We start from the raw sequence: 25,200 nt of genomic DNA on the forward strand, positions 1-25,200 counted from the left end.
TTGACCGGCCCTGACACCCTTAAAGTCCGGTCAGATTGCCCCCAAATTATGACCCGACACCATCATGGGAGCCGGGCAAAATTGCGGCACGCAAACCCTGCTTGCGTATGGGAAAACCAGCCCCTTTCCAATCGTGGCAAACCTGCTAAACACCCGTCATGAGCGATGCATATAAAAAGGCAGGCGTCGATATCGATGCCGGTGACAGGCTGGTAAAGGCCATCGGCCCGCTGGCCAAATCGACCATGCGCCCCGGCGTGATGGGCTCCATCGGCGGCTTTGGCGGCCTGTTCGACCTGAAGGATGCCGGGTTCACCGACCCGATCCTCGTTTCCGGTACGGATGGCGTCGGCACCAAGCTGAAAATCGCCTTCGACACCGGTCTGCACGACACGATCGGCATCGATCTTGTCGCCATGTGCGCCAATGACGTTCTCGCCCAGGGCGCGCTGCCGCTGTTCTTCCTCGACTACTTTGCCACGGGCAAGCTCGATACCGGCGTCGCCGAAACCGTCATCGCGGGCATCGCCGAGGGCTGCCGCCAGGCCGGCTGCGCGCTCATCGGCGGCGAAACGGCCGAGATGCCGGGCATGTACGGCCAGGGCGAATACGACCTGGCCGGTTTCTGCGTCGGCGCAGCCGAACGCGATGCCCTGCTACCGCTTCAGGCTGGACCCGGCGGGATGAAAGCGGGCGACGTGATGATCGGCCTGCCCTCCTCGGGCGCCCATTCCAACGGCTATTCCCTGATCCGCAAGATCGTCGCTGAATCCGGTCTCGGCTGGCAAGACGCCGCGCCCTTCGCCGAGGGCAAGACCGTCGGCGAGGCGCTCATCACCCCGACCAAACTCTACATCAATGCGCTCAAGCCTCTCCTCGCCGCCCGGCAGGTCAAGGGCTTTGCCCACATCACCGGCGGCGGGCTGACCGATAACGTCCCCCGCGTCCTGCCGGAAACGCTGACCCCGCGCTATGACGAGAGCGCCCTTTCCCTGCCACCGGTGTTCCAGTGGCTGCAGCAGCAAGGCAACCTCTCCCTTGCCGACATGCGCCGCACCTTCAACAGCGGCATTGGCGGCGTCCTCATTGTCGACCCGGCCCATGCGGGCGATGTCATCACCTCGCTTGAGACCGCCGGCGAAGAACCCGTCGTCATCGGCGACCTCGCCGGGACGTAGGGGCCCGTCGGCATGCAGAAAGTAAAGACCGCCGTCCTCATTTCCGGCTCCGGCTCGAACCTTCAGGCGCTGATTGACGCGGGCAAGGATGATGCCTGGCCGGTAGAGATCGCGCTCGTCATCTCCAACAAGCCTGACGCCTATGGCCTGACCCGCGCGCAGGATGCGGGCATCGAGACGCTGGTCATCAACCACCGCGACTATGACGGTCGCGAGGCGTTCGACACCGCCATCGACGATGCCCTGCAGCACCATGATATCGAGCTGGTCTGTCTGGCCGGGTTCATGCGCATCCTGACGGCTGACTTCACCACGAACTGGAAGGGGCGCATGCTGAACATTCACCCTTCCCTCCTGCCCTCCTTCCGCGGCATCAACGCCCAGAAACAGGCGCTCGACGCCGGCGTTAAAATCTCCGGCTGTACCGTCCACCTCGTCACCCCGGATCTCGATGACGGGCCCATCATCGGCCAGTCGGCGGTGCCGGTTAAGGATGGCGATACCGTCGAAACCCTGTCGCAGAGAATCCTGACGGCTGAACATGTCCTCTATCCAGAATGCGTCGGAAAATATGCAGGCTGGATGCGGCAATTCGGCGACTGATCCCGCCCCTACGCCATCTAAGATTGACATTCGCAACCACTGATCGGCATTTCCGGCTTGAACCGGGCTAACATGCTGAATGTTTTCCTAAAAATTGCGAAAAATCCGAGCGGCGTTTCTTCCGCGCTATTAACATTTTGGTATCACAATCGGCCTCGTTGCAAACCTAACGGGGCATCTGATGATGATCGTCGACAAGTTCAGAAAGTTTCTGTCCGGCAAGGATGATGGCACTTCCGCCGTCGAATTTGCCATCGTTGCGCCAGTGTTTTTCTTCATGGTGTTCAGCATCATCGAGTCTTCGCTTTTCATGCTGCACCGGCACTCGCTGCGTTATGTGGTTTTCGAATCGACCCGCGATATCCAGACGGGTGAGATCCAGCGGGCCGGAACGCCGGCAGAGGCGTTCAAGACCGCCTATTGTTCGCACACGCCATCCTTTGTCGACTGCAACTCCATCCAGTTCGATGTGCGTGCTTTCAATTCGCTCAGCGCGGTAACGTTCGAAAAGCCCGAATTCGATGACGAGGGCACGGCGACGAACTTCAATTTCAACCCCGGTCGCCAGGAACAGGTCACCATGGTCACTGCCGCCATGCGCTACAAGTTCAATACACCGGTGCTGAAGGAGGTGTTCCAGCCCGATGGCAAGCCGGTCCTGATGGTTGGCTACTCGATCGCCAAGAACGAGCCGTTCGGCTGTATCGACGAGTGCTGAGGGAACGGCCAGGGGCAATCGATGAAGGGCTTCTTCTCAGACAGGAAGGGTATCGCTGCGACAGAGTTTGCGCTGATCATGCCGCTGCTCGTCATGCTGTCCCTTTCTATCTTCGAGCTGACCTTCCGTGTCCAGGCAGCCGATGAGCTGGACCGCTATACGTTCCAGTTGGGTGATTTCCTGTCGCGTTTCGCAGAGCTTACTGACGATGACATCGACGAGTTTTACGACATGTCCGACCGCATCATGCCGGGGGTCGAATACGAGGAAAGCTCGCTCTCCGTCATCATCGTCAGCATCGGTTTCGAGGAGGATGGCGACCCGGTGCTGCTATGGACACGGTCGCGAGGACCCGACCAGCTTGTCTATGATATCGAGACCGCTCGCGGCCTCGCCCCGCCGGGCCAGAGCATCATGCTGATCCGCACAAAGCTTTCGACGACAACGATGTTTTCCGTTTTTGGCGGAACGACACTGACTCTGGCGTCTGATTCAGTCTTCAAACCGCGCACGACACGCGCCATCGCCATCGATGGCGACCTCACCGATGTCGGCGAAGTGATTGTGGGATACGAAAATGAATAGGATAAGTTCAACCCTGCGCCGCTTCAACAAGGCTTGCCGTGGCAACATCTCCGTACTGACGGCCTTCATGCTTCTGCCAATGTTTACTGCGGCAGGCCTCGCTGTGGACGGTGCCCGGGTCATGCTCCTGAAATACGAGCTTCAGGGAGCAGCAGACGCGGCAGCCCTCGCTGTCGGCACGACTTTCGACACGCAGGAGAAACTGGAGGCGCTTGCGACATCCTATGTCGCGCAGAACTTCCAGCTTTCGGGAGCGACCGTAAAATCGGTCAATGTTCAGTCGACAGCAGAGTCCGTAAAGATCACGGCGAATGCCGAAATGAAGACCTATTTCATGAAGCTCGTCCGCAGCGAGGATATTTCGATCACGGCAAAGACTTCCGTCAACCGTGCCGGCGGCGGCCTGATGGTTGCCTTCGTCCTCGACAATACCGGCTCCATGTGGGGGGCGCTGAACGGCACCACCCGCATCGAGGCGCTGCGCTCTGCATCGCTCAGCCTGACCAGTTCCATCTTCAACAAGGACGAAGAGACGGAACTGCGCGTCTCCGTCGTGCCCTATGCCTCGATGGTAAACCCTGGCAGTGTCGCCCCCTCCATCGTCGACACGACGATCACGGATAATTTTCGCATCAAGGACCCCCAGGACCGCACTGGCCTCGACGATGACGAACTGGAAGTGCTGTCCTATCACGCGACGGACAAGACCCAGTGGAAGGGCTGCGTCTATGAGCGGCTTGGCGACGCTTCCTTCGACGACACCCCGCCAGCGACAACGAAATGGGAACCGCTGATCTGGCCGATCTACAATGACAACCAGTATGAAGTCGAAACATCCGGCTCCGACCTCGGTGAAATCGACCCCGACACGGTCGACCCAGGCGGCGATCGCAACTCCAACCACTTCACCGGCCCGAATGTCGGTTGCCCGACGCCGATCACCCCGTTGACCGGCACTCGATCGGAAGTCGTCGGTGCCCTGAACGCGATGACCGCCTGGAACCGCGGTGGCACCTTCGCCGATATCGGCATGGCCTGGGGCATCCGCACCCTGTCGCCGGGCGAACCCTTCACCCAGTCGGCCAACTACAACGATCCCAAGACAGGTGTCGCCATCTGGGACTCCAACCGCTGGCGTCGGGCGATCGTGTTGATGACCGACGGCGACAACACAGTCTACAATGCAGGCAATGAAGGCAGCCGCGTTCAGGCAGGATCGGAAAGCTCCGACATTACCGGCTATGGTCGCCTCGGCGAGGCTCGCATGACCTCCATCCTCGGCACGTCGAACAGCACCACCGCCCGCAACGAGGTCGAGGACCGGCTGGAGGACCTGTGCGATGAGGCGAAATCGCAAGGCATCACGATCTATACGGTCGTCTTCGCCTCCAGCGCCAATACCGGCACGCGCCAGCTCTATGAGAGCTGCGCCTCCGACCCCGGCAAATACTGGTTCGCACCCTCGGCAGATTCCCTCGACAACGCTTTCGGCGCCATCGGCTCTGAGCTGAACAAGCTGCGCATTACGCGGTAAGTGAGGGACAGTTTGTGGTTAGAAGTTTTTAGTGGGCCGCAGCTTACCCCTCTTAAAACTCCTAACTAAAAACTCTCAACTACTCCCCAAACTTATCCCCGCCCCTCCGTACCCGTCTATTCTCTCCCCAAGCCCGGTGAGAACCGGGCGGAGGTCTCTGGCTTTCGGGCGATCTACCCGCCAGCCAAGGGCAACAGGCATTCCTGCCGCCGGGAGGGGCGAGCGCGCGTCGGCGCCCGTGGCAGGGATCGGCATTCCGCCCAGACGGGCGGACGCGAGAGCTCCCTCAGGGCCGCGCACCAGAATGCCGCCGTGGCGGGCGATCTGCGCTTCAACGCATATCGCACTCACGCAATAACGCATTGGAAAACGCCTTCCACGGGCCTTCCTCCTGTCTTCAACGCCGCCGGGAGAACCGGCGGTGCCCTTCCCGCTGTCCAGCTTTAAGGAGACAATGATGCCACGCCAGCGCACCGAACAATTCCGCAACCGCAAGCCATCCGATCACCGCCGTGCTTTCCTCGCCCGCCGCCTGCGCCGGGAGGTGAAAGCCGTCCGCGCATTGCGCGAACAACGCGCTGCATTGCGGGAGTAACCGCTAGACTGCCCGACATTTCCAGCATGATTGCCACGACGCTACGCTTTTCAAGCCATCGGGATGGTCCTCCTGCGAATCGACAAATTCAGTTTTCCATCAAAACGCTTCGTAGACTAGCGAATTTGATTTACTCGCAGCATTCGTTATAAATAGCACAGGGGGGATTGCGTCCAAGCAGTTCCATCGAGTGTCCAGTTTCATTCTGTGCAAGGATCTGTTTTGTCTTATAAGTCTTTTCTCGTTACCGCGTCGCTGTTCTTTTTCACCCTCACATCCTGCGCCACCGGCCCTGTCGAAATGTCAGATACGGTTTCCTCCTATGGCCCGGTCAGTGTTGATCGCGTTGCGAACCACCCTGAAACCGGCTTCTTTTATGCAAGATATCTGGGAGATACCTATAAGCCGTCCAAGTTATGGGGCGGTTACATCACCCCTGAACAGAAACTGTTTGTGGTCGATGCAGCGATAGAGGTGAAGACTGCCGGCACCGAGCCCTATTATCGTGTTCACTTCTATCCCCGGGATATAGACCAGTCGATTATCACTGGCTGGCCAGAATGGTTTTCGATCAAGATGAGCCCGGTACTGGGGGGGAAGCAAAAAATCACCCTCCACGCCCGCCTGCCTGAAGATCGTACACTGGATGCACAGGGCAAGCTGTCCACGGACTGGACCTATTGCAGCGCCTGCATCGCCTCGTTCGACAGCAAAACCGCGCGCTATTATCGCGGGATGCCGACAATGAGATCCAGCATCAGTGACGAAGGCAATATCCTGTTTTATGCCTCGCCGACGATCAGGCCCGACGCCTTCGGCCAGGCAGCGATCGAAAAAGCTGGCGCGGTCTACGCAGAGCGCGAACAGGACAGGCTGATCGCTGAAGAAAAAGCCAGACTGGCGGAAGAACAAGCGGCGGAAGAACAACGCCTCTACGGCGCTGCCCGAGCTGAATACGCGACCCTCGAAAAAGAATTCTTTGCCCTTTCCCTGACCGGTGGGCGGAAGGCATCGTGCGGTGACCTCGATCTGGAGGAGCCGCCCCACCCCGCTGATGCTTTTCCGGAGGAGTATGAATATATCGCCGAGGACAATGCCGAGGCCTTCGAGCGCCATATGAATTGTGTCATCGGCATGCTCACAGAGATCGATTTCGATATCTACCAACAGCAAATCGATGAATTGAACGAGATCGAGACATTGTTATGGCCAGCCGTCCACCTGCCGGAAGACCAGCGGCTCACCCCTCTCGACCTCGATACCATGCTGGCCGAACAGGAAGACTACCTCCAAGAGGTCGAAGCGCGATACGAAGAGAACGGCAAAGATCTTCAATATGCCTATAATGACTGGTTCGAGTATCAGGACGAACAGGCGGAATTGGCCCGCAAAGCCTGGATAGAAGAAGAAACTCAGGTCTGCCTGATGGGCTTGGCCGCCGCGGGCAACCTCACGCCCTATTCGCAGGGATATTGCCGCGGCCTAGCCGAACAGGGCTATAGCGGCTCCGACGCAGCCATGATGAATAACAGGCTGGCGATGCAAAACCGTCGGCGTCCCGGCGGTGGTGCTCAAGGAAACCTCCTCTATCAGCGCCCGGGTATGCAGACTTTCGACGTACAGGGAATGATGGACAACGCCCGTGCCGCGGCCAATGGCAACACCCAGGCCCTTTGGGATCGCAACGGCGCAATCAGGACTTCCCGCGCCCCCGGCGTACCCGTCGGTGGTGGTGTGCCCAACAAACGGCGTTCGCAGAGAAGTACTGCCGATGGCGGCCCCACGCCATCGACCCTAGCGACGGCAGACACGAATCTTCCCGATGCAACAGACCGGTCTCGGTCTGCCGGGACCAGCACGGCATCTTCCTCTGATGCGACCTCCGGTGAAGATGCTTTCCCGACCCGTCACTATGTTACCTTCATCATGGAAGAGGACATGCAGAATGGCGAGATAAAGAACTTCTCGGGTGCTCGCGTCAGTATTCCGGGCACCGGCGATACAGGCCGGATTGGACGGATCGAACCGTTCGTTACCAGCACCCGGACGTGCAGCGCCAATTCACCTATGCAAGCCACGCTGCGTGAAGTTGTATACGTGATCTGGGACGATGCGACCCATGAACAGGTCGCAGCTATGGAACAACGCGCCGCGAACGACCCGTTCCTGGAAATCGCGCCTTATGGGCTTTCCGGCTCGGCCAGCAATGACTTCGATACCGTCAAGGCGGCCATCGGATCGTCCTATCGTGGCCAACCGGTCTACTGGATGCCGAGTCATCGTTTTGTCGACCAGAATGGCGGCAGTGACTGCAGGACAGTGGTCTGGAACGGTGTGTACGAACAGCGCCTGCCGGTACGGTAAATCTGGCCGCAGGAATTTGATCGCCCTAACCGATAACCGGCGCATCGGGTCGGTTGCCGGCTGCCCAGTCGGTCAGGTGGTTCAGTTCCTCGATCCACGGCTCGACAGCCGGCCAATCGGCCTTCGTCGCATCGACAGCAGCCTGTTGGGCAGCATCCACCTCGCCCTGCATTGCCTCGGTGTCGTGCTCCAGCGTCACCCCCATCGCCTCTTCCATGGCAGCAATGGATTCCTCTTTCTGCTCAGGTGTCAGATACGGGCTCTCCTCGATATCCCTGATCATGGCTTTCAGCTCGGCGATCGCCGCTGAGTCTTTTTCTTCTTCGCTGGGCTCCGCAGCACGCTCAGCTCGTTCCTGTTCCAGCCGTTCCTGCTCTTCCATGGCATTGACCGCCGCATAGATGCGCTCTGCCCGTGCGTCATAAGCATCGTTGGAGGCATAGCTGCGATCCGTCACCAGATCCGCCTTGGCGGCGAAAAAGGCGGCGATGACATCCTCATATTCGGCAGCATTGGCCTTGTAGTCCATCTGCAGCTCGACCACCTCGATCTCGGTCTCGATCCAGTGTTTCACCTCGTCAGACGTCAACGGCTCGTCTGCCGCGAAAGCGGACCCGGCGAAAAGCAGGATGATCGAGAATAATGCAGCGCGAATAGCCATGGCCTGTCTCCCCTTTTAGGCTTATAAGCCCTCATAATTGAGGAAATCCCCTTCACCGTAAACCTCTTGCCACAGGCCCGATCCTCGGCTATAGCCCGCCGTTCACGAGCGACGGTCGTCAGCGCCAGTACTCCATAGTGGCTGGTAGTGCGGGATGGTCCCGCCAGTTGCCGAGCCGAAGGTCGCCAGGGCCCTCCGCCCTGCCGGTCTCCGTCGCCTCACAGGAGAAGGCCATAATGCCACTTTACGAACACGTGTTCATCGCACGTCAGGACATCTCCCCTGCACAGGTGGAATCCCTGACAGACAGCCTCCAATCCATCGTGAAAGAAAACGGCGGCAAGATCGCCAAGCACGAATATTGGGGCCTGCGCAACATGCAGTACAAGATCAAGAAAAACCGCAAGGGCCACTATACCCTCATGAACATTGAGGCCCCGGCTGCGGCGATCACCGAGCTTGAGCGCCAGATGAAGATCAACGAGGACATCCTCCGCTTCATGACCCTGCGCGTCGAAGAGCACGATACAGACCCGTCACCCGTCATGTCCCGCCGCAGCGATGACCGTGGCGATCGCGGCGACCGTGGGGATCGTGGCGAGCGCCGCGACAACCGCGACCGCGACCGTAACTAGGACCAGAGAAAGGAACAGGACCAATGGCAAAACCGTTTTTCCGTCGCCGCAAGACCTGCCCGTTCTCCGGCGAGAACGCCCCGAAAATCGACCACAAGGACCCGCGCCTGCTTCAGCGTTACATCTCTGAAAAAGGCAAGATCGTCCCGTCGCGCATTTCGGCGGTATCCCAGAAGAAACAGCGTGAGCTGGCCCGTGCGATCAAACGCGCGCGCTTCCTCGCCCTGCTGCCATTCGTAGGGGAGTAAGAACCATGGAAGTCATTCTGCTTGAACGCGTCGAGAATCTCGGCGGCATCGGCGACACCGTGTCCGTCAAGGCCGGCTTCGCCCGCAACTTCCTCCTGCCGCGCGGCAAGGCGCTGCGCGCCACGGTGAAGAACCAGAAGATCTTCGAAGCCCAGCGCGCCGAGATCGAAGCCCGCAACGAGGAAGCCAAGAAAGCTGCCTCCGGTGAAGCCGGCAAGCTGGACGGCACGTCCTACGTGCTTATCCGTCAGGCTTCTGACATGGGCATGCTGTACGGCTCCGTTTCCTCCCGCGACATCGCTGCCGCGATCGGGGAAGCAGGCTTCAATGTCAGCCGCAACCAGGTTGTCCTCGACAAGCCGCTGAAGACCCTTGGCATCACCGACATCCGCGTGTTCCTGCACCCGGAAGTCGCCGTCACGGTCTCCATCAACATCGCCCGCTCGCAGGAAGAGGCAGAAGCCCAGGCCCGCGGCGAGAATGTTCTGGCCCGCACCGATGACGAGATCGAGGAAGCCGCCGGCGACGCCGCCGTCGACAACGAGATCCTGGCCGACCAGGCTGTATCTCCGGAAGAAGTCCTCGACGAACCGGGTATCACCACCGCTGCCGATGCAGTCGAAAGCGACGCTGGCGAGGAAGAGAAAGACGCGTAAGCGCCTGCTCTCAAAGCCAGTAGAAATCAAGCCCCGGCTGCAGTTCAGCCGGGGCTTTTTTTATCCCTTTTGCGGCTTACAGGCTGTGGAAAAATCAGTACCGCGATATTTCAATGGCTTAGCGAATCAATAGAAAATTTTAGATGGTCCAAGCGCAATGTTTGCGTTAACCAAACATCATCATGGCAGACGGTAATATTCATAAGGCTCCTGATACGGAGCAAAAAGAGCCCTTCAATATCGACGCGGAGCAGGCAATTCTCGGCGCGATCCTGTTCGATAACGAGATTTTCTATCGTGTTTCCTCGTTCCTGAAGGGCGAGCACTTCTACGACCCCGTCCACCAGCTGATCTATGTCGCCTGCGAGAAGCTGATCTCTTCCGGCCGCCTCGCCTCACCCGTCACGCTCAACACTTACCTGGCCGACAATCCGGCGATGGGCGATATCGGCGGCTCTCGCTATCTCTCCGACCTCGCGATGAACGTCCCGTCCACCGCCGGCGCATGGGACTATGCCCGCGTGGTCTTTGACCTGTCCGTCTCGCGCGGCCTTGTCCGACTTGGCGGCGAGATGATTGATCGCGCCCGCTCCGCTGACATCGACGATGACCCGCAGACGCAGGTCCAGACGGCGGAGGCCGAACTCTACAAGCTCGCCGAGACCGGCAAATATGGCGGCGGCTTCGTCACCTTCGAGAGCGCGCTGGCCGAAGCGATCAACATCGCCAATGCCGCCTATGAACGCGGCGGCGGCCTTGCCGGTGTCTCGACCGGCCTTGTCGATGTCGACAAGCATATGGGCGGCCTGCACAAGTCCGACCTCATTATCCTCGCCGGGCGCCCGTCCATGGGCAAGACCGCGCTGGTCACCAACATCGCCGTCAACGCCGCCAAGGCCTATCGCCCGGAGCGGCAGGCCGACGGCTCGATCAAGGCAGCCGAAGGCGGCATTGTCGGCTTCTTCTCGCTGGAGATGTCCGCCGACCAGCTCGCCGGCCGTATCCTGTCGGAGTTTTCCGAAATCCCGTCGGACCGCATCCGCCGCGGCGATATCGACCAGTCCGACTTCGAGCGTATCTATGAAGCCGCGCAGACGCTGAATGATATCCCGCTCTACATCGACGACACCGGCGGTCTATCCATCGCCCAGCTCGCCGCCCGTGCCCGCCGCCTGAAGCGCCAGCACGGCCTGAACGTATTGATCATCGACTACCTCCAGCTCCTCTCCGGCTCCAAGAAATCCGGCGACAACCGCGTGCAGGAGATCACCGAGATCACCGTTGGCCTGAAAGCCTTGGCAAAAGAACTGGAAGTGCCGGTCATCGCCCTCTCCCAGCTCTCCCGCCAGGTTGAGCAGCGCGAGGACAAGCGCCCGCAGCTCTCAGACCTTCGCGAATCCGGCTCGATCGAGCAGGACGCCGACGTCGTCCTCTTCGTCTATCGCGAGGAATACTACCTCTCCCGCGCCGAACCGCGCGAGGGCACGCCGGAACATCTTCAGTGGCAGGAAGATTGCGACAAGGCCGCCGGCAAGGCGGAGGTCATCATCGGCAAGCAGCGTCACGGCCCCATCGGCAATATCAAGCTCGCCTTCGACGCCTCCATCGTCAAGTTCGGCAACCTCGCCCAGCCAGACCGCTACGAAGACGACCGGTTCTGATTACTGCAAGGCAGCAAAAGCCCTCACTCTGCCTCTTTCCCGGCGCAAAGGATTGGCATACTGCTGATATCATGAGTGTCATCATTACCAGCCACCGCCCGCGCCTGACCGTCGACCTTGCCGCCGTCGCGGAGAATTACCGCACTCTCGCCGCCATGCGCCCGAAGGCGGAGATGGCGGCCGTGGTGAAGGCAAACTGCTACGGCCTCGGCGTCGATCGCATCGCGCCAACGCTCTACGAGGCGGGCTGCCGCACTTTCTTCGTCGCCTATTCTTTCGAGGGCGTGCACCTGCGCTGGCTCTTGTCGGAGTACGACGAAAATGTCCGCATCTGCGTCTTCAACGGCCCGACGGACGATGTCGAGATCTACACAAGGCACCGCCTGACGCCCATCCTCAACACCATCGACCAGATGAGCATGTGGCGCACCCATGGCAACGAAGCGCCCTGCATGGTCCATCTCGACACCGGCATGAATCGCCTCGGCCTCAGCGAGGATGATTTCGACGCCATCTGCACGCCGGAGATGGCAGAACTGAACGTCACCCACCTCATCAGCCACTTCGCCCATGGCTCAGACCCGAAGTCCCCGCGCAACAGGATGCAGGCGGAGAAGTTCGCAACCCATTTCAACGCGCTCGCGGCTCTCTGGCCGGGCCTGAAGCCCAGCCTGTCGGCCTCCGCCGGGCTGTTCCTGCCGCTGGAAATCGACGAAGCGCTTGCCCGTCCGGGCGTCACACTTTACGGCGCCGGGCCGCAGGACCATCCTGAAAGCACACTGAAAACCGTCGCCAGCCTCCATGCGCCGATCCTGCAGATCCGCGACATCTCACCTGGCGAGACCTGCGGCTATTCCGGCACCTTTACGGCAAGGCACCCGACACGCCTTGCCACCATCGGCATCGGCTACGCCGACGGTTATTGCCGTGCGCTGTCCAACAAGGGGGTAGTACGGATCAACGGCCAGAATTGCTCCGTGGTCGGCAATGTTTCCATGGACCTGATCATTGCCGATATTTCCGACGTCGAGGACGACACGCAGGTCGGCGACATGGCGGAGTGTTTCGGGGAGAATATCAGGGTCGAAGACCACGCAGCCCGCGCCGGCACCATCGCCTATGAGATTTTCACCATGCTGGGAGGCCGCATCGACCGGGTCTACAGGTGACAGTCAGCCGGTAGCTCTCAGGCCCCGGCCACCTTCTTCACCACGTTGTCCTGCCCTCTGGTCCATTTCGCCAGCACGTCCAGAACGTCCTGCTGCTTGACCGGCTTGGTCAGGTAATCATCCATGTCGTGGTCGCGGCAGATCTGCTCCTGCCCTTTCAGCGCATGGGCTGTAAGGCAGATGATCGGCGTGCGCGCCCTGCCCGTCTCCTTCTCCAGCGAGCGGATAAACGTCGTTGCCTCATAGCCATCCATGACAGGCATGGACAGGTCCATCAGCACGGCATCGAAATCCATCTCGCGCACCATGTCGCAGGCAATCTGGCCGTTCTCGGCGAAGGTCAGCTCATAGGCCGTGCTCGCCAGGATCGACCCGACGACGAGACGGTTGACCTCATTATCCTCGACAATCAGGACACGCTTGCCCGCTCCGGCCTCACGGGCATTGCCCGGTGTGGCGTCCCTGGCAGTCAGATCGGGCATGGACTGGCTCTCTCCCAGCAGCAGGCGCGATATCTCGTTATAGAGCACGGCGGACTTGAACGGCTTGACCGCAAAGTGCCGCACGCCGGTATCGCGCAGTGTGCTGATATACTGATCGTCGTCCACGGCTGGCGTCACCACGATGCGGTTGGCATCGATAATACCATTCTCCAGCAGGGCGTTGACGCACTCAGCCGTTGCCATGTCCGGCAACCGGTCGTTCAGGATCACCGCATCGAATGGCATGCCATGCTGGCGGGCGTCAGAGGCCAGCCTGATCAGGTCATCTGCCACATCACAAGTCGCCACGGCGGCACCCCAATGCTCGCATAGTTCCCGTGTTGCCTGCAGGCTGATTGCGGGCGTATCGGCAATCAGCACACGATATCCATCCAGCCTGTCCTTGCGCTCACAGCGCGCGCCGGCACGGCGATCGACCGGCAGCGGCAGGGAAATCCAGAATGTCGAGCCCTTGCCATGCTCTGACGTCACGCCCAGCTCACCACCCATCAGGTCGACAAGACGGCGTGAGATTGCAAGGCCAAGGCCGGTACCGCCATATTTGCGTGTGGTCGATTGCTCGGCCTGTGCGAACTCATCGAAAATTTCGTGAACCTTGTCCTCGGCTATGCCGATGCCGGTATCCTCGATTTCGATATGACAGGAGACGACATCACCACTCATCCGGCCGCTGACATTGATCGCAACATAGCCTTCCTCGGTAAATTTGATTGCATTACCGACGAGATTGGTGATGACCTGGCGGATACGCCCGACATCGCCGATCATCGACATCGGCAGTTCCGGGTCGCAGCGCAGCACGATCTCCAGCCCTTTTTCCTGGGCCCGCATGCGCAACAGCGTCGCGACATCCTCGATCGCCATGCGCAGGTTGAACGGATAGGGATCGAGCTCCAGCTTGCCGGACTCGATCTTGGAGAAGTCGAGGATATCGTTGATCAGGACGAGGAGAGAGTTGCCCGACTTGTAGATCGTGTCCGCGAACATCTGCTGGCGATCGTTCAGCGGCGTATTCATCAGCTGTTCCGACATGCCCAGAACTCCGTTCATGGGTGTGCGGATTTCATGGCTCATATTGGCAAGGAATGCCGATTTCGCCTTGTTGGCGGCTTCAGCCTGGTCCAGTGCCTGCGCCAGTTCTTCGGTGCGCTCTTCCACCCGGCGCTCAAGGTCGTTGAACAGGCTTTTCAGCTGCAGCGCCATGGTCTGGAAGCTTTTCGCGAGGGACCCGAACTCGTCACTGCGGTTTGCGCCCGGCACCTTGTCAGGCCAATTGCGCCCGTCATAGGCGCGCACGGCGGCATCAAGGCGCGTCACCGGCCTGACGATCGACCAGATCGCCCAGCCCAGAACCGCACAGACCAGCAGCATGATGATCGCGATCCGCGTCAGAGACGTAATCAGTTCAGCCCGCAATTCCGCCGTGATACGGTCGGCACTGAACGCCACCTGCAGATTGCCCAGCACCTGTCCATTGGTCGCTAGGATGCTCGCTTCCTCTGTCATCCGCGTATCGACATCGACGTCCTCGCGGTTTTCCGTCAGGATCTTGCCATTGAATTCGATCAGGTCGACGGCAACCACATCCTGGTGATCCAGCAGCGCCTCGAGTATGTTTTCGATGACATCCACATCATACTCGTACAATGGCAGCGACAACGAATGAGCGGTCGTCTCCGTCAGGAACGATCGCTCGGCCTGGAATTTTTCCAGTTGCGTATCACGCGTGTAGTCGAAACGGCGCCATGCCTCGAATGACAGGATCGCCATGATCAGTGTCAGGGTTACAATACCGGTCTTGAGGGCGATCTTGTTGTTGATTTGTCTCAGCATGATTTACCCTCTCGACTGGTTTTTCATGTCGAAGAACATGTCGATGGAAATGGTTTCGAAGTCAGCGGACTGAAGCTTTTCGCAGGTGATCTGCGAGAAATCGAGGCTGCGCCAGTCGCGGTTCTCGATCAGCTCCTCATAAGCTTCCTTTTCCGGTGTCATGATACTGAGCACGGAATCGAGCGACGGGTCCTTGCCCGTACTCGCATAGTCACACCCCTCGTCATACCGCTTCACGATGGCCAGCGAGAAACCCATATCGAGGATATGCCCGCCCATCGAGGCACTCATTCGCCCTTCATTCAGGGCATCCAGCGCCTCCGGTGTCCAGTCCATGCCGCCAACGAGAACCTGCTCTGTCTGCGGATCGATTTCCTCCAGTATGGCGAGGGCCATGGAATCATTAGCAACCCAGACGATATCGAAATCGCCATAGCGGTTCTTCAGGAGGGAATATTTCTGACGGGCAATACTGGGTGTCCAGCGTGCGGTCACGACCTGCGCCAGCTCGACATTCTCGCTTTCGGCGACGGCGCGCTTCAGTCCCTCGACACGTTTGACAGCGGCGGTACTGGCATAGGAGCCGGAGATACCGATCATGCGCAGGGTCTTGCCTGGCTTCTGGCGCTGTGCCTCAGCGATCAGGTATTTCGCAAGGTCGTAGCCGGCACGCTCGTCATCAGGGATCAGGCGACCGATCCAGTTGGGCAGCGTCTCGCGCGGCCCGCCAATCAGCGCCTCGCCCTCTTCCGTCAGGTCCGCATTAAACAGGAAAGATTTGACCCCATGCTCATCAAGATATTGCAGCGCCTGTTCGGCACCCATGCGATAATTGACGATCAGGGCATAGTCGGGTTTATCACGCTGCTCGACCCGTGCACTGATGGCATCGAAGATTTCCTTGCGGCTCGATCCGGAATAGATGAGCTCAAAATCGATCTGAAGGTCTTCAGCAGCAGCGCGCGCCACATCGACGATGATCTGCGTCCACATATCTGCCGGCTCCCGCCCGGCATAAAAGAACACGACCGTCGGTCGGCTTGCCGGCGCAGTCAATCCGTATTTCGTTTGCGCAACAGACTGGCCGCCGCCTGCACCAAGCACAGCAAGCAACACCACAATCAGTCCGGCGATGTGATTTTTCTTTATCATTATACCACCCGAGCGAACTCCCCGGGCGGCACTCTACTTGAGATTGGTTAAGCGCTGGTTAGGGTAACCAGTGCTGGAGAAACCGCTCAAACAGGCGGTTTCCGACCAGAATCAGCGCGACAGCCAGCCGCCATCGACCGGCAGCGTGGTACCATGAACGTAGTCAGACGCGCTGGCAGAAAGAAATACCGCTGCCCCGCCAAGATCGGCTGGGTCGCCCCAGCGACCGGCCGGAATGCGGCCGAGGATCTCTGCATTGCGCGTCTTGTCCGCGCGCAACGCCTCTGTGTTATTTGTAGCGAAATAGCCGGGCGCGATGGCGTTTACGTTGATGCCCTTGCCTGCCCATTCATTGGCCAACAGACGGGTCAGGCCCATCACGCCGCTTTTTGATGATGTATATGACGCAACCCGGATACCACCCTGGTAGGACAGCATGGAAGCAATATTGATGATCTTGCCGGTCGCACCACGGCCTGTCACATGCCGCGCGAAAGCCTGGCACAGGAAGAAGACAGACCGGATATTGACGTTCATCACATCGTCCCAGTCGCTCTCGGTGAATTCCAGCGCGTCATTGCGGCGGATGATCCCGGCATTGTTGACGAGGATGTCGACCTGGCCTGCGGCGGAGACCGCATCGTCCATCGCCTTGGCCGGTGCGTCAGGCTCGCCGAAATCGGCGGTGACTTCGTGAAATGCCCGTCCTGCGTCAGTTACAGCCTTGCCTGTCTCCGCTGCACTGGACCGGCCGGCGGCCACGATATCGGCACCAGCACCGGCAAGAGCGATCGCGATAGCTTGACCAAGACCCGTATTGGCACCGGTGACGAGCGCTGTTTTACCTGTAAGATCGAAAGCGGACATGGGATTTTCCTGCATTTTGCGTCAGTTGCAGCCACAATGTAACCGGTAACATTTTCCAGTGCAACCGGCTGGGGAAGTTAATTACCCCAACCCTTACAATCACTTACGCGGAGCAGCTGTAGATTCACGCTCAATGAGCCACGGCGTGCATGTTTCATCTCCTCCAGCCAGCCCCTCCTGCTCCTTCAACAAGAGCAGCTTTTCGGCGGCCAGTTCGCCAAGGCGCGAGACCGGCGAATGGACGGTAGTGATACGCGGCCAGACGCTGATGGAGATCTGGAAATCGTCATAGCCCATGATGGACATGTCATCCGGCACCCTCAGTCCGGCGATGCTGAGGGCCTGCAACACGCCGACAGCCATTTCGTCATTAGCCGCGAAGATCGCGGTTGGACGCGGATCCATCTGCAGCAACTCCCTGCCGCGTTCGAGGCCGGACTGGAACGTGTATGCCCCGTCCCGCACCAGGGCCGGATCAAGCGTCAGGCCGCGCTCTGCCAGCGCCTCTTCAAAACCGGCCCGGCGCTCCCGCGACGAGCGGAACGACGGCTTGCCGGAAATGAACCCGATCCGTTCATGGCCGAGCCCCGCCAGATGCCGGCCCGCCTCGCGTCCACCGATCCGGTCGTTCGAAACGATCATGTTGTCATTGTCTTCCAGGGCGACAGAGGCAATGCGGATATAGGCGCAGCCGATCTCGCGCAGCATTTCGACGATGCGCTCGTCTTCCGAAACGGAGGGGGTCAGGATCACCCCGAACAGCTTCAGCCGTTCAATGAATTGCCGCACATCCTGCAGGAAAGTATCGCTCTCGCGGTCGCATGGATGCAGGACCAGCTCATGTCCGCTCTTGTTCAGCCCGGCCAGGATGCCCTGCTGCATGTTCACGACATATTGCGGGTTCGGATTATCGTAGATCATCCCGATCAGATAGGAATGGCGAAAGGCAAGGCCCCGCGCCTGCGGGTCAGGCGAAAACCCGACAATGTCGATGACCTTGCCGATCTCCGTGCGAGTCTTTTCCTTCACCAGCGGCGAATTGTTGATGACCCGGGAGACAGTCCGCTTGGACACACCGGCGATTCTCGCGACATCATTGATCGTCGGTTTCCTTGACGAACCATGACGCTCGCGCCATTCCTCGGCAGCCGCGACCGGCTCTATCGCCTCGTCTTCAGTGCTCACGCTCTGGCCTTCCCGGCTTGATAATCGGGCCTGCATACCAAATCAGGTAACAAATCAGCAGGTAATTCAATTTGTTACGCTGTTTGGCACGAGGCAGCAAGCACCGGCTCAGGCAGTCAATTGCGTCTCGATGAATTCACCGAAGGGCGCATAGTGCTCCTGGTAAACCTTGTCGTACCATGCAGCCCGCGCCGGATCGGGCGTGTATTCAGCTTCGAAGCCCTGCCCCATGGCCGACTGCGCCTCCTCGACCGATTTGTGCACGCCGCTGGCAATGGCCGCGAACATCGCCGCGCCGAGGGCACAGGTCTGTTCGGACCGGGCAACACGGATCGGCATGTTCAGGACGTCAGCCATGATCTGCATGACAAGGGGCGATTTCTGCGCGACGCCGCCCAGAGCGATGACATCGTCAATGGCGACACCCTCGCGGCGGAAGCGCTCGACGATGGCGCGGGAGCCGAAGCAGGTCGCCTCGACCAGCGCCCGGAAGATGCGCGGCGCATCGGAGCCGAGCGACAGCCCGGCAATCGCGCCCTTCACCGCCTGGCTCGCATCGGGCGTGCGGCGGCCATTCATCCAGTCAACGGCGACAATGGAGGATTCCTCCGGCGCGATCTTTTCGGCTTCCTTGCTCAGGGCAGGGATCAGTTTTGCGCGCACGGTCTCAGCACCCGCCTTGTCATCCATCAAATTCTTGAGCGGCCAGGCGAGTACATCAGCAAACCACGCATAAAGATCGCCGAAGGCCGACTGCCCGGCCTCCAGCCCGATATAGCCGGGCGCGACGGAGCCATCGACCTGCCCGCAGATGCCGGCGACGGTCTTGCCGCCAATCGCCTCTTCCGGCGCGATCATGATATCGCAGGTCGACGTGCCGATGACCCGGCTGAGGCTGCCCGGCCGCACTTCGCCACCGACCGCGCCCATGTGGCAGTCGAATGCGCCGATGCCGACGACAGCCTCGCGCGAAATGCCAAGCCTGTCGGCCCATTCCGGCAGGATCGTGCCGACCGCCTGATCGCTGGTGAACGTATCCGCAGAGAAGCGTTCGCGATAGCCCGCAAGGCGCGGCTCGATCGCCGTCAGGAAGCCTTCTTCCGGCAGGCCGCCCCATTCCTCCGACCACAACGCCTTGTGACCGGCGGCGCAGCGCCCGCGGCGTACCTCGCCCGGCTGAACCTTGCCTGTCAGCAGCGCCGGCATCCAGTCGCAATGCTCGATCCACGCACGCGCGACATCATGCACCTTGTCATTGCCCTTCAGCACATGGGCCATCTTCGCCAGCACCCATTCCGATGAATAGATGCCGCCGACATATTTCAGGTAATCCGTGTTCCACGTCTTCGACAGCGTATTGATGTGTTCGGCTTCCTTGATCGCTGTGTGGTCCTTCCACAGGACGAACATGGCGTCTGGCTCCTCAGCGAAATCATCGCGCAGGGCGAGCGGGATACCGTCCTCGTCGACAAGACACGGCGTCGAGCCGGTCGTGTCGAACGAAATCCCGACGACCTTCTCGCCTGCGCCCTCGCCTGCCTGCGCCAGTGCCTCGGCGACACTTGCCTCCAGTGCATCGATATAATCCTGCGGGTGCTGACGATACTGGTCCTTTGCAGGCTCGCAATACTGCCTGCGGCTCCAGCGCTCATAGGGCGCGACCGACATGCCGAGGGTTTCGCCGGTCAGCGCATCGGCCAGAAAGGCGCGCGCTGAATCCGTGCCGTAATCGAGGCCGAGGACAAGTTTCTGCTCGCTCACTTTAATCTGCTCCGTTTAGTCTAGCCCTGCCCGTAATAGGCATTCGGGCCATGCTTGCGCTCGAAATGCTTGCGGGTCAGGTGATCGTTCATGGTCAGGTTCGGGTTGAGGCTGTTGGCGATGGCGCCCATCTTGGCGACCTCCTCCAGCACGACGGAATTGCGTACCGCCTCCGCCGGGCTCTTGCCCCAGGTAAAAGGCGCGTGGTTTTTCACCAGCACGCCCGGAATATGCATCGGATTGCGATTGCCGAAGGTCTCGACGATTACATGGCCGGTCTCTTTCTCGAACTCGCCCTCGATCTCTGCCTGTGTCATGTCACGGGTGCAGGGGATGGCGTCGGAGAAATAGTCCGCATGGGTCGTGCCTGTCAGCGGGATCGACATGCCAGCCTGCGCCCACGCCGCGCCATGGGTCGAGTGGGTGTGCGCAACACCGCCGACATCCTTGAAGGCGTTGTAAAGGACAAGGTGCGTCGCCGTATCAGAGGACGGCTTCAGTTTGCCCTCGACCTTGTTGCCATCGAGATCGATGGCGACCATGTCCTCGGCCTTCATTTCGTCATAGGGTACGCCGGAGGGTTTGATCACGACGATCCCCTCCTCGCGCAATATGCCGCTGACATTGCCCCAGGTCAGGATGACGAGGCCATGGTCGACCAGCGCCATGTTTGCCTCGAACACCTGTTTCTTCATCTCTTCAAGAGAGCTCATGATCGCACTCCTTCGCGTTACCGCTCCACGTAACTTACATAGAGCGCATACGGCCTATTTGTAGTACGCCTCGTTGGCCCGGATCTCGGCCTTGAACTTGTCGATCGTCGTGTCACCGTCGATAACCAGCAGTTCGATGCCGACCATCTCGGCGAGATCGCGGATCTGGTGGGTCTTCAGCGACATGGAGAAGCATGAATGGTGCGCCCCGCCAGCCTGGATCCACGCGGCCGTGCCGGTGCCGAAGTCTGGCTTGGTGTTCCAGAACGCACTGGCGACGGGCAGTTTCGGCATGCTCTCGGTCCGGTGCAGCACGTCGAGCTCGCCGCAGACGAGGCGGAAGCGGTTGCCCATATCCATCATCGAGACGTTGATCGCCGGGCCTTCCGGCGTCGTGAAGATCAGGCGGACCGGATCTTCCTTGCCGCCGATTGCCAGCGGATGGACCGCCAGGCGCGGCTTGTCGGCGGCGATCGTCGGGCAGACCTCCAGCATGTGAGAACCGAGCACGCAGGTGCCGTTCTCATCAAGGTGATAGGTGTAATCCTCCATGAAGGACGTGCCGCCATCGAGGCCGACCGCCATCATCTTCATGGTGCGCACCAGCACCGCCGTCTTCCAGTCGCCCTCGGCGCCAAAGCCAAAGCCGTCGGCCATGATGCGCTGGGCGCCGATGCCCGGCAATTGTTTCAGGCCGTGCAGGATCTCGAAGGTCGTCGTGAAGCCCTGATAGTCATTATCCTGAAGGAAATCGCGAATACCGAGCTCGATCCGCAGGGCATCGACCAGCGACTGATGACGGTCACCGCCTTGGGCGAGTTCAGCCGGCACGGTGTACAGCTCGCTGACGCGCTCGATATCCTCGTTGACGCGGCCATCGCTGACGGCATCGACACGCTCTGCCAGGTCGCCGAGGCCATAGCCGTCGACGGTCGCACCCAGCTTCATTTCCGCTTCGACCTTGTCGCCCTCGGTTACGGCGACGCGGCGCATATTGTCGCCGAAGCGGGCAATGCGGGTCGTGCGCAGGGTATGACGGCCAATGGCAACACGGCTCCAGTCAGAAATCTGCTGCTGCACCGCCGGGTCCTTCCAGTGACCGGCGACGACGCGGCGGTCGATGCGCAGGCGCGAACAGATATAGCCGAACTCCCGGTCGCCATGGGCCGACTGGTTCAGGTTCATGAAATCCATGTCGATTTCAGACCACGGAATATCACGGTTGAACTGGGTGTTCAGATGCAGGAACGGCTTTTGCAGCTCCGTCAGTCCGGCGATCCACATTTTCGCCGGAGAGAAAGTGTGCATCCACAGGACGAGGCCGACGCACTCATCGGACTGGTTCGCTTCTTTCATCACCTGCAGCACTTCCGACGGCGTCGTCACCACCGCCTTGAACTCCAGGCTCGCCGGCATGGACTGCAGCTGGCCGAGCGCCCCTGCGATCTCGCGGGCATTCTGCTCCACCTGCTCCAGCACTTTCGGACCATACAGATGCTGGCTGCCGACGACGAACCAGAGTTTATGCGCTTTCAAATCAGACGGTAACATGACTAGCCTCTAAATATTACGGATGTCAGAAGGCAGGGACAGGCAAGTGATTTCACTTACCCTCCCCTACCAGAAGGTGATGTAGACTACGGCGATGATGCCGAGGATGATCGCGGAATTGATATAATCCCACTTGCTGACCGATGCTTTCACTTCGGCCTTTTGCTCAGGTGTGATCGACTTGTAGGTCAGTCCATCCAGCTCCGCATCACTGCGCGCTTTCGTCACGAGACTGATCAGCACCATGACGGTCACGGTGAATGCCAGCAAGACGCAGCAATAGTAGAGCCAGTTCATGTTGGCGACCCACGAGAACAGCGCGTTTGACTCAGCGACCGAGGGCACGAATTGCAGGAACAGGCCAAGCATGCCGGCGGCAAAACCCGCGACCAGTCCCCAGAAGCCGGCGGCCGGCGTGATGCGGTTGGTGAAAATGCCGAGGAAGAACACGGCAACGATGGCCGGGGCGATCAGCGACTGCACCCGTTGCAGGGCCTCATAGAGGTTGTCGCCGAGGAGACCCGAGCGCAGCACCGGTACCCAGAGAACGCCGAGCACGGTAACGACGATGGTCGCCCAGCGGCCGACTGTCAGGTAATGCTTTTTCGACTTGTCCTTGACCATGCGCTGGTAGAAATCGACCGTGAACAGCGTCGCCGAGGAGTTGAACAGCGAGGCGAGCGAGCTCATCAGCGCGGCGATGGCACCACCGAGGACGACGCCCTTGATACCGGCCGGCAGCATCTCCCGCACCATGACCGGGAACGCCGTGTCCGGACCGCCGGACAGGTCGAGCATGCCCTTCTGGGCCAGTGCATAGGCGATCATGCCCGGCACGAGGAAGATGAAGACCGGGAACAGTTTCAGGTAACCGCCGAAGATGGCGCCCTGGCGGGCCTGCTTCATGTCACGCGCGGACAGGACGCGCTGGACGATATACTGGTCCGTACACCAGTACCACAGACCGATGATCACCGACCCGCCAACGACAGCCGGCCACGGGAAGTCCGGATCGTCGATCGGCCGGAACAGGTGCATGTTCTCGCCGTTCAGGCGCTTCATCTCGGCAAAGCCCTCAAACAGGCCGGCACCGCCACCAAGCTGTGTCAGGCCAGCGAACAGGATGATGATCGAGCCCAGCAACAGAACCGGCGTCTGCAGCACGGAGGTCCACAGCACCGCCTTCATGCCACCGATCACCGTATAGGCACCGGTAATCACGATCAGCGAGATTGCGGCAATCCAGAAGAAGTCGACCCCGAACAGCGTGTCGATGCCGAAGATCTCCTGGATGGCGAGACCACCGGCATAGACCGTCACCGACACCTTGGTGATGACATAGGCAACGAGGGAGATGAACGAGAAGAATGTCCGCGTCTCGGAGGAGTAGCGTTTCTCGAGGAACTCGGGCGTCGTGAAAATCTGTGTACGCCAGTAAAACGGCACGAAGACCCAGGCGAGGATGATGATGATCCAGGAATGGAACTCCCAGTGGGCCTGCGCCATGCCCGTCTGCGCACCGGCGGATGCAAGGCCGACGAGGTGCTCGGAGCCAATGTTGGAGGCGAAGATCGATGCACCGATGGCAAGCCATGTCGCGTTACGCCCGGCGAGGAAGTAGTCTTCCGTATCCTCTTCCTTCTGCATCGCAACCCAAACCACGATGCCCAGCAAGGCCATCATGAAAAGGCCCAGTACGGCCCAGTCCAGCATCCCGAAACTCATTGTCCCATCCCTTCAACCTGAATGTACCCCGCCCTCAGGCGCAGGATTTGTTTCCCGAATTTTCTTAGTTTTTTCAGCTCTTTCGCTTGATTTCCTTTCTAACCGAAAGCGCTAACATGGTCTGCGATCAAAAATATGAAATCGTTTGCGAATTGTATGATTATTACGCGTCCTACTGGGCTACCGGCCACCCGCTTTCCGTCCACTCCAGAAGCTGGATGCGCAGGGTCGGCGCCCCGCCGTTTTCCGTGTCATAGGCATGATAAACGATCAAATAGGTGTCCTCGACTTGCAGGATTGCCGGATGCCCCGGGCCGACGAAGCGCCCTGAAGGATCAAGATCGGCGTGCAGCACCGGCAGGCCGCCGTCACGCATCAGGCTCCGCTCAGGCCCTTCATAGGGGCCGGTCGGGTTCTCCGAGCGGCCAACCACGGTGAAGTAGGTGCTGTCTGCGCGGCGGCAGCAAAAATCCTTGGAGACGAACATGTAATAATACGCACCACGCTTCACGATGAACGGCGCCTCGATGGCATTGGGCGGTGCCCCGCGGCTGGCAATGTCGTACACCTTAGGCCTGCTTGCCAACGGTTTGCCTGTCTTCGCATCGAGTTCGACCATCTTGATACCGGACCAGAAACTGCCGAAGGACATCCAGTGGCGGCCCTCGTCATCGATCACGATGTTCGGATCGATCGCGTTGTAGTCATCGGAAAACTTCGACGAGAAGACCATTCCCTGATCCTGCCAGACATTCTCCGCCTCCGGATCGAGTGTCGTTGCCGTCGCCAGGCCGATGGCGGATGTGTTCTTGCCAAAGGATGAGATAGAATAATACAGCCGGTACTCATCGCTTGCCTTGATGATATCCGGCGCCCAGATGCCACGTGTGTCCGGATTGAACTCCAGCGCCCAGGCCGGCATCTCCTTGAATACCGCGCCGCGCAACGACCAGTCCGTCAGGTCTGTGGAAGTGCGCCAGTGGATCAGGCCAGGTTCCTCCCCGACCTGGCTGGTCGAGAAAAGATGCGCACCGCGCTCATCCAGGATGATGGCCGGATCGTGGACGGGCACGACATTTCCGGAAACCGGCAGGCCTGAACTTTGCGCCGCCCCCTCCTCTGTCGCTGCAGATGGCACAAGCAAGAATACGGAGGCAAGGACAAGCAGGGCTGTCAGTGTGCTGTTCATTTTGGTGCGGAATTTCATGGCATGTTTCCCTTCGCCTTGTTTGCAGCAGAACCCACTCGCCCGGCAATGGAGACAAAAAAGGCCGGGAACATCGCCTCCCGTTCAAGGAGGGTC

Annotated in this window: 22 protein-coding genes; 12 read left to right on the plus strand and 10 right to left on the minus strand. The window is 59.8% G+C overall.

Annotated features, from left to right (window positions below; genetic code table 11):
• The first annotated feature begins 158 nt into the window (after positions 1 to 158).
• From purM to FF098_RS08270, 7 genes are all read left to right on the plus strand, one after another.
• Positions 159 to 1,178: a phosphoribosylformylglycinamidine cyclo-ligase gene (gene purM, locus FF098_RS08240; RefSeq protein ID WP_155139200.1), complete on the plus strand. Its 1,020-nt coding sequence runs from the start codon at positions 159 to 161 to the stop codon at positions 1,176 to 1,178.
• Positions 1,179 to 1,190: 12 nt separating this feature from the next.
• On the plus strand, positions 1,191 to 1,781 hold the full coding sequence (purN, locus tag FF098_RS08245) for a phosphoribosylglycinamide formyltransferase (RefSeq protein ID WP_155139202.1): 591 nt from the start codon (positions 1,191 to 1,193) through the stop codon (positions 1,779 to 1,781).
• 181 nt (positions 1,782 to 1,962) lie between these two features.
• Positions 1,963 to 2,499 carry a TadE/TadG family type IV pilus assembly protein gene (locus FF098_RS08250; RefSeq protein WP_155139204.1) on the plus strand — a complete coding sequence of 179 codons (537 nt, stop codon included), beginning with the start codon at positions 1,963 to 1,965 and terminating at the stop codon, positions 2,497 to 2,499.
• 21 nt (positions 2,500 to 2,520) lie between these two features.
• Entirely contained in the window at positions 2,521 to 3,084 is a 564-nt protein-coding gene (locus FF098_RS08255) for a TadE/TadG family type IV pilus assembly protein (protein WP_155139206.1), read from the plus strand.
• On the plus strand, positions 3,077 to 4,618 hold the full coding sequence (locus FF098_RS08260; protein WP_155139208.1) for a pilus assembly protein TadG-related protein: 1,542 nt from the start codon (positions 3,077 to 3,079) through the stop codon (positions 4,616 to 4,618). Before FF098_RS08255 ends, FF098_RS08260 begins: the two co-directional genes overlap by 8 nt.
• 454 nt (positions 4,619 to 5,072) lie before the next feature.
• Complete coding sequence (locus FF098_RS08265; protein ID WP_155139210.1) at positions 5,073 to 5,213, plus strand: hypothetical protein; 141 nt, start codon at positions 5,073 to 5,075, stop codon at positions 5,211 to 5,213.
• Positions 5,214 to 5,435: 222 nt separating this feature from the next.
• Entirely contained in the window at positions 5,436 to 7,577 is a 2,142-nt protein-coding gene (locus FF098_RS08270) for a DNA-binding protein (RefSeq protein WP_155139212.1), read from the plus strand.
• Between the two features lie 25 nt (positions 7,578 to 7,602).
• On the opposite strand, the gene FF098_RS08275 is transcribed toward FF098_RS08270, so the two are convergent.
• Positions 7,603 to 8,238 carry a hypothetical protein gene (locus tag FF098_RS08275; protein ID WP_155139214.1) on the minus strand — a complete coding sequence of 212 codons (636 nt, stop codon included), beginning with the start codon at positions 8,236 to 8,238 and terminating at the stop codon, positions 7,603 to 7,605.
• Between the two features lie 236 nt (positions 8,239 to 8,474).
• Here FF098_RS08275 and rpsF point away from each other — a divergent pair, with 236 nt between their 5' ends.
• The 5 genes from rpsF to alr all read left to right on the plus strand — a co-directional run bounded on the left by rpsF (position 8,475) and on the right by alr (position 12,607).
• Complete coding sequence (rpsF, locus tag FF098_RS08280) at positions 8,475 to 8,873, plus strand: 30S ribosomal protein S6 (protein ID WP_155139216.1); 399 nt, start codon at positions 8,475 to 8,477, stop codon at positions 8,871 to 8,873.
• A gap of 23 nt (positions 8,874 to 8,896) precedes the next feature.
• Positions 8,897 to 9,121 (plus strand): 30S ribosomal protein S18, encoded by a 225-nt coding sequence (rpsR, locus tag FF098_RS08285; RefSeq protein WP_155139218.1) that lies wholly within the window; start codon positions 8,897 to 8,899, stop codon positions 9,119 to 9,121.
• Between the two features lie 5 nt (positions 9,122 to 9,126).
• A complete protein-coding gene (rplI, locus tag FF098_RS08290) occupies positions 9,127 to 9,777 on the plus strand; it encodes a 50S ribosomal protein L9 (RefSeq protein WP_155139220.1) in 651 nt (216 codons plus the stop codon).
• 182 nt (positions 9,778 to 9,959) lie between these two features.
• Positions 9,960 to 11,438: a replicative DNA helicase gene (locus FF098_RS08295; RefSeq protein ID WP_155139222.1), complete on the plus strand. Its 1,479-nt coding sequence runs from the start codon at positions 9,960 to 9,962 to the stop codon at positions 11,436 to 11,438.
• Positions 11,439 to 11,509: 71 nt separating this feature from the next.
• Positions 11,510 to 12,607 (plus strand): alanine racemase, encoded by a 1,098-nt coding sequence (alr, locus tag FF098_RS08300; RefSeq protein ID WP_155139224.1) that lies wholly within the window; start codon positions 11,510 to 11,512, stop codon positions 12,605 to 12,607.
• Positions 12,608 to 12,624: 17 nt separating this feature from the next.
• Here alr and FF098_RS08305 read toward each other — a convergent pair whose 3' ends face one another.
• The 9 genes from FF098_RS08305 to FF098_RS08345 form a co-directional block, all read right to left on the minus strand.
• The gene (locus FF098_RS08305) at positions 12,625 to 14,943 is read right to left on the minus strand and encodes a hybrid sensor histidine kinase/response regulator (protein ID WP_155139227.1); all 2,319 of its coding nucleotides are present in this window, start codon (positions 14,941 to 14,943) and stop codon (positions 12,625 to 12,627) included.
• 3 nt (positions 14,944 to 14,946) lie between these two features.
• Complete coding sequence (locus tag FF098_RS08310) at positions 14,947 to 16,095, minus strand: ABC transporter substrate-binding protein (RefSeq protein WP_155139228.1); 1,149 nt, start codon at positions 16,093 to 16,095, stop codon at positions 14,947 to 14,949.
• A 111-nt stretch (positions 16,096 to 16,206) separates the two neighbouring features.
• Positions 16,207 to 16,962, minus strand: coding sequence for a 2-dehydro-3-deoxy-D-gluconate 5-dehydrogenase KduD (gene kduD, locus FF098_RS08315; RefSeq protein ID WP_155139230.1), 756 nt, complete (start codon positions 16,960 to 16,962; stop codon positions 16,207 to 16,209).
• Between the two features lie 99 nt (positions 16,963 to 17,061).
• Positions 17,062 to 18,126: a LacI family DNA-binding transcriptional regulator gene (locus FF098_RS08320; RefSeq protein WP_373291484.1), complete on the minus strand. Its 1,065-nt coding sequence runs from the start codon at positions 18,124 to 18,126 to the stop codon at positions 17,062 to 17,064.
• Positions 18,127 to 18,255: 129 nt separating this feature from the next.
• Entirely contained in the window at positions 18,256 to 19,908 is a 1,653-nt protein-coding gene (locus FF098_RS08325) for a ribulokinase (RefSeq protein WP_166426401.1), read from the minus strand.
• Positions 19,909 to 19,928: 20 nt separating this feature from the next.
• A complete protein-coding gene (locus FF098_RS08330) occupies positions 19,929 to 20,621 on the minus strand; it encodes an L-ribulose-5-phosphate 4-epimerase (protein WP_155139234.1) in 693 nt (230 codons plus the stop codon).
• A gap of 54 nt (positions 20,622 to 20,675) precedes the next feature.
• Positions 20,676 to 22,172 carry an L-arabinose isomerase gene (araA, locus tag FF098_RS08335; protein WP_155139236.1) on the minus strand — a complete coding sequence of 499 codons (1,497 nt, stop codon included), beginning with the start codon at positions 22,170 to 22,172 and terminating at the stop codon, positions 20,676 to 20,678.
• A gap of 66 nt (positions 22,173 to 22,238) precedes the next feature.
• Complete coding sequence (locus tag FF098_RS08340) at positions 22,239 to 23,897, minus strand: sodium:solute symporter (RefSeq protein ID WP_155139237.1); 1,659 nt, start codon at positions 23,895 to 23,897, stop codon at positions 22,239 to 22,241.
• A 172-nt stretch (positions 23,898 to 24,069) separates the two neighbouring features.
• Positions 24,070 to 25,104, minus strand: a complete 1,035-nt coding sequence (locus tag FF098_RS08345; RefSeq protein ID WP_205967423.1) for an arabinan endo-1,5-alpha-L-arabinosidase — start codon at positions 25,102 to 25,104, stop codon at positions 24,070 to 24,072.
• Positions 25,105 to 25,200 lie beyond the last annotated feature (96 nt).

Origin of the sequence: Aquisalinus luteolus, from assembly GCF_009712425.2 — a bacterium.
GTDB classification, from domain to species: domain Bacteria; phylum Pseudomonadota; class Alphaproteobacteria; order Caulobacterales; family Parvularculaceae; genus Aquisalinus; species Aquisalinus luteolus.

Coding starts and splice junctions, on each gene's coding strand:
- FF098_RS08330 (WP_155139234.1), bottom strand. CDS start 20,621: ATGAGCTCTCTTGAAGAGATGAAGAAACAGGTGTTCGAGGCAAACATG.
- kduD (WP_155139230.1), bottom strand. CDS start 16,962: ATGTCCGCTTTCGATCTTACAGGTAAAACAGCGCTCGTCACCGGTGCC.
- rpsR (WP_155139218.1), top strand. CDS start 8,897: ATGGCAAAACCGTTTTTCCGTCGCCGCAAGACCTGCCCGTTCTCCGGC.
- FF098_RS08265 (WP_155139210.1), top strand. CDS start 5,073: ATGATGCCACGCCAGCGCACCGAACAATTCCGCAACCGCAAGCCATCC.
- araA (WP_155139236.1), bottom strand. CDS start 22,172: ATGTTACCGTCTGATTTGAAAGCGCATAAACTCTGGTTCGTCGTCGGC.
- FF098_RS08305 (WP_155139227.1), bottom strand. CDS start 14,943: ATGCTGAGACAAATCAACAACAAGATCGCCCTCAAGACCGGTATTGTA.
- FF098_RS08250 (WP_155139204.1), top strand. CDS start 1,963: ATGATGATCGTCGACAAGTTCAGAAAGTTTCTGTCCGGCAAGGATGAT.
- purM (WP_155139200.1), top strand. CDS start 159: ATGAGCGATGCATATAAAAAGGCAGGCGTCGATATCGATGCCGGTGAC.
- rplI (WP_155139220.1), top strand. CDS start 9,127: ATGGAAGTCATTCTGCTTGAACGCGTCGAGAATCTCGGCGGCATCGGC.
- alr (WP_155139224.1), top strand. CDS start 11,510: ATGAGTGTCATCATTACCAGCCACCGCCCGCGCCTGACCGTCGACCTT.
- FF098_RS08255 (WP_155139206.1), top strand. CDS start 2,521: ATGAAGGGCTTCTTCTCAGACAGGAAGGGTATCGCTGCGACAGAGTTT.
- FF098_RS08340 (WP_155139237.1), bottom strand. CDS start 23,897: ATGAGTTTCGGGATGCTGGACTGGGCCGTACTGGGCCTTTTCATGATG.
- purN (WP_155139202.1), top strand. CDS start 1,191: ATGCAGAAAGTAAAGACCGCCGTCCTCATTTCCGGCTCCGGCTCGAAC.
- FF098_RS08345 (WP_205967423.1), bottom strand. CDS start 25,104: ATGAAATTCCGCACCAAAATGAACAGCACACTGACAGCCCTGCTTGTC.
- FF098_RS08295 (WP_155139222.1), top strand. CDS start 9,960: ATGGCAGACGGTAATATTCATAAGGCTCCTGATACGGAGCAAAAAGAG.
- rpsF (WP_155139216.1), top strand. CDS start 8,475: ATGCCACTTTACGAACACGTGTTCATCGCACGTCAGGACATCTCCCCT.
- FF098_RS08275 (WP_155139214.1), bottom strand. CDS start 8,238: ATGGCTATTCGCGCTGCATTATTCTCGATCATCCTGCTTTTCGCCGGG.
- FF098_RS08310 (WP_155139228.1), bottom strand. CDS start 16,095: ATGATAAAGAAAAATCACATCGCCGGACTGATTGTGGTGTTGCTTGCT.
- FF098_RS08260 (WP_155139208.1), top strand. CDS start 3,077: ATGAATAGGATAAGTTCAACCCTGCGCCGCTTCAACAAGGCTTGCCGT.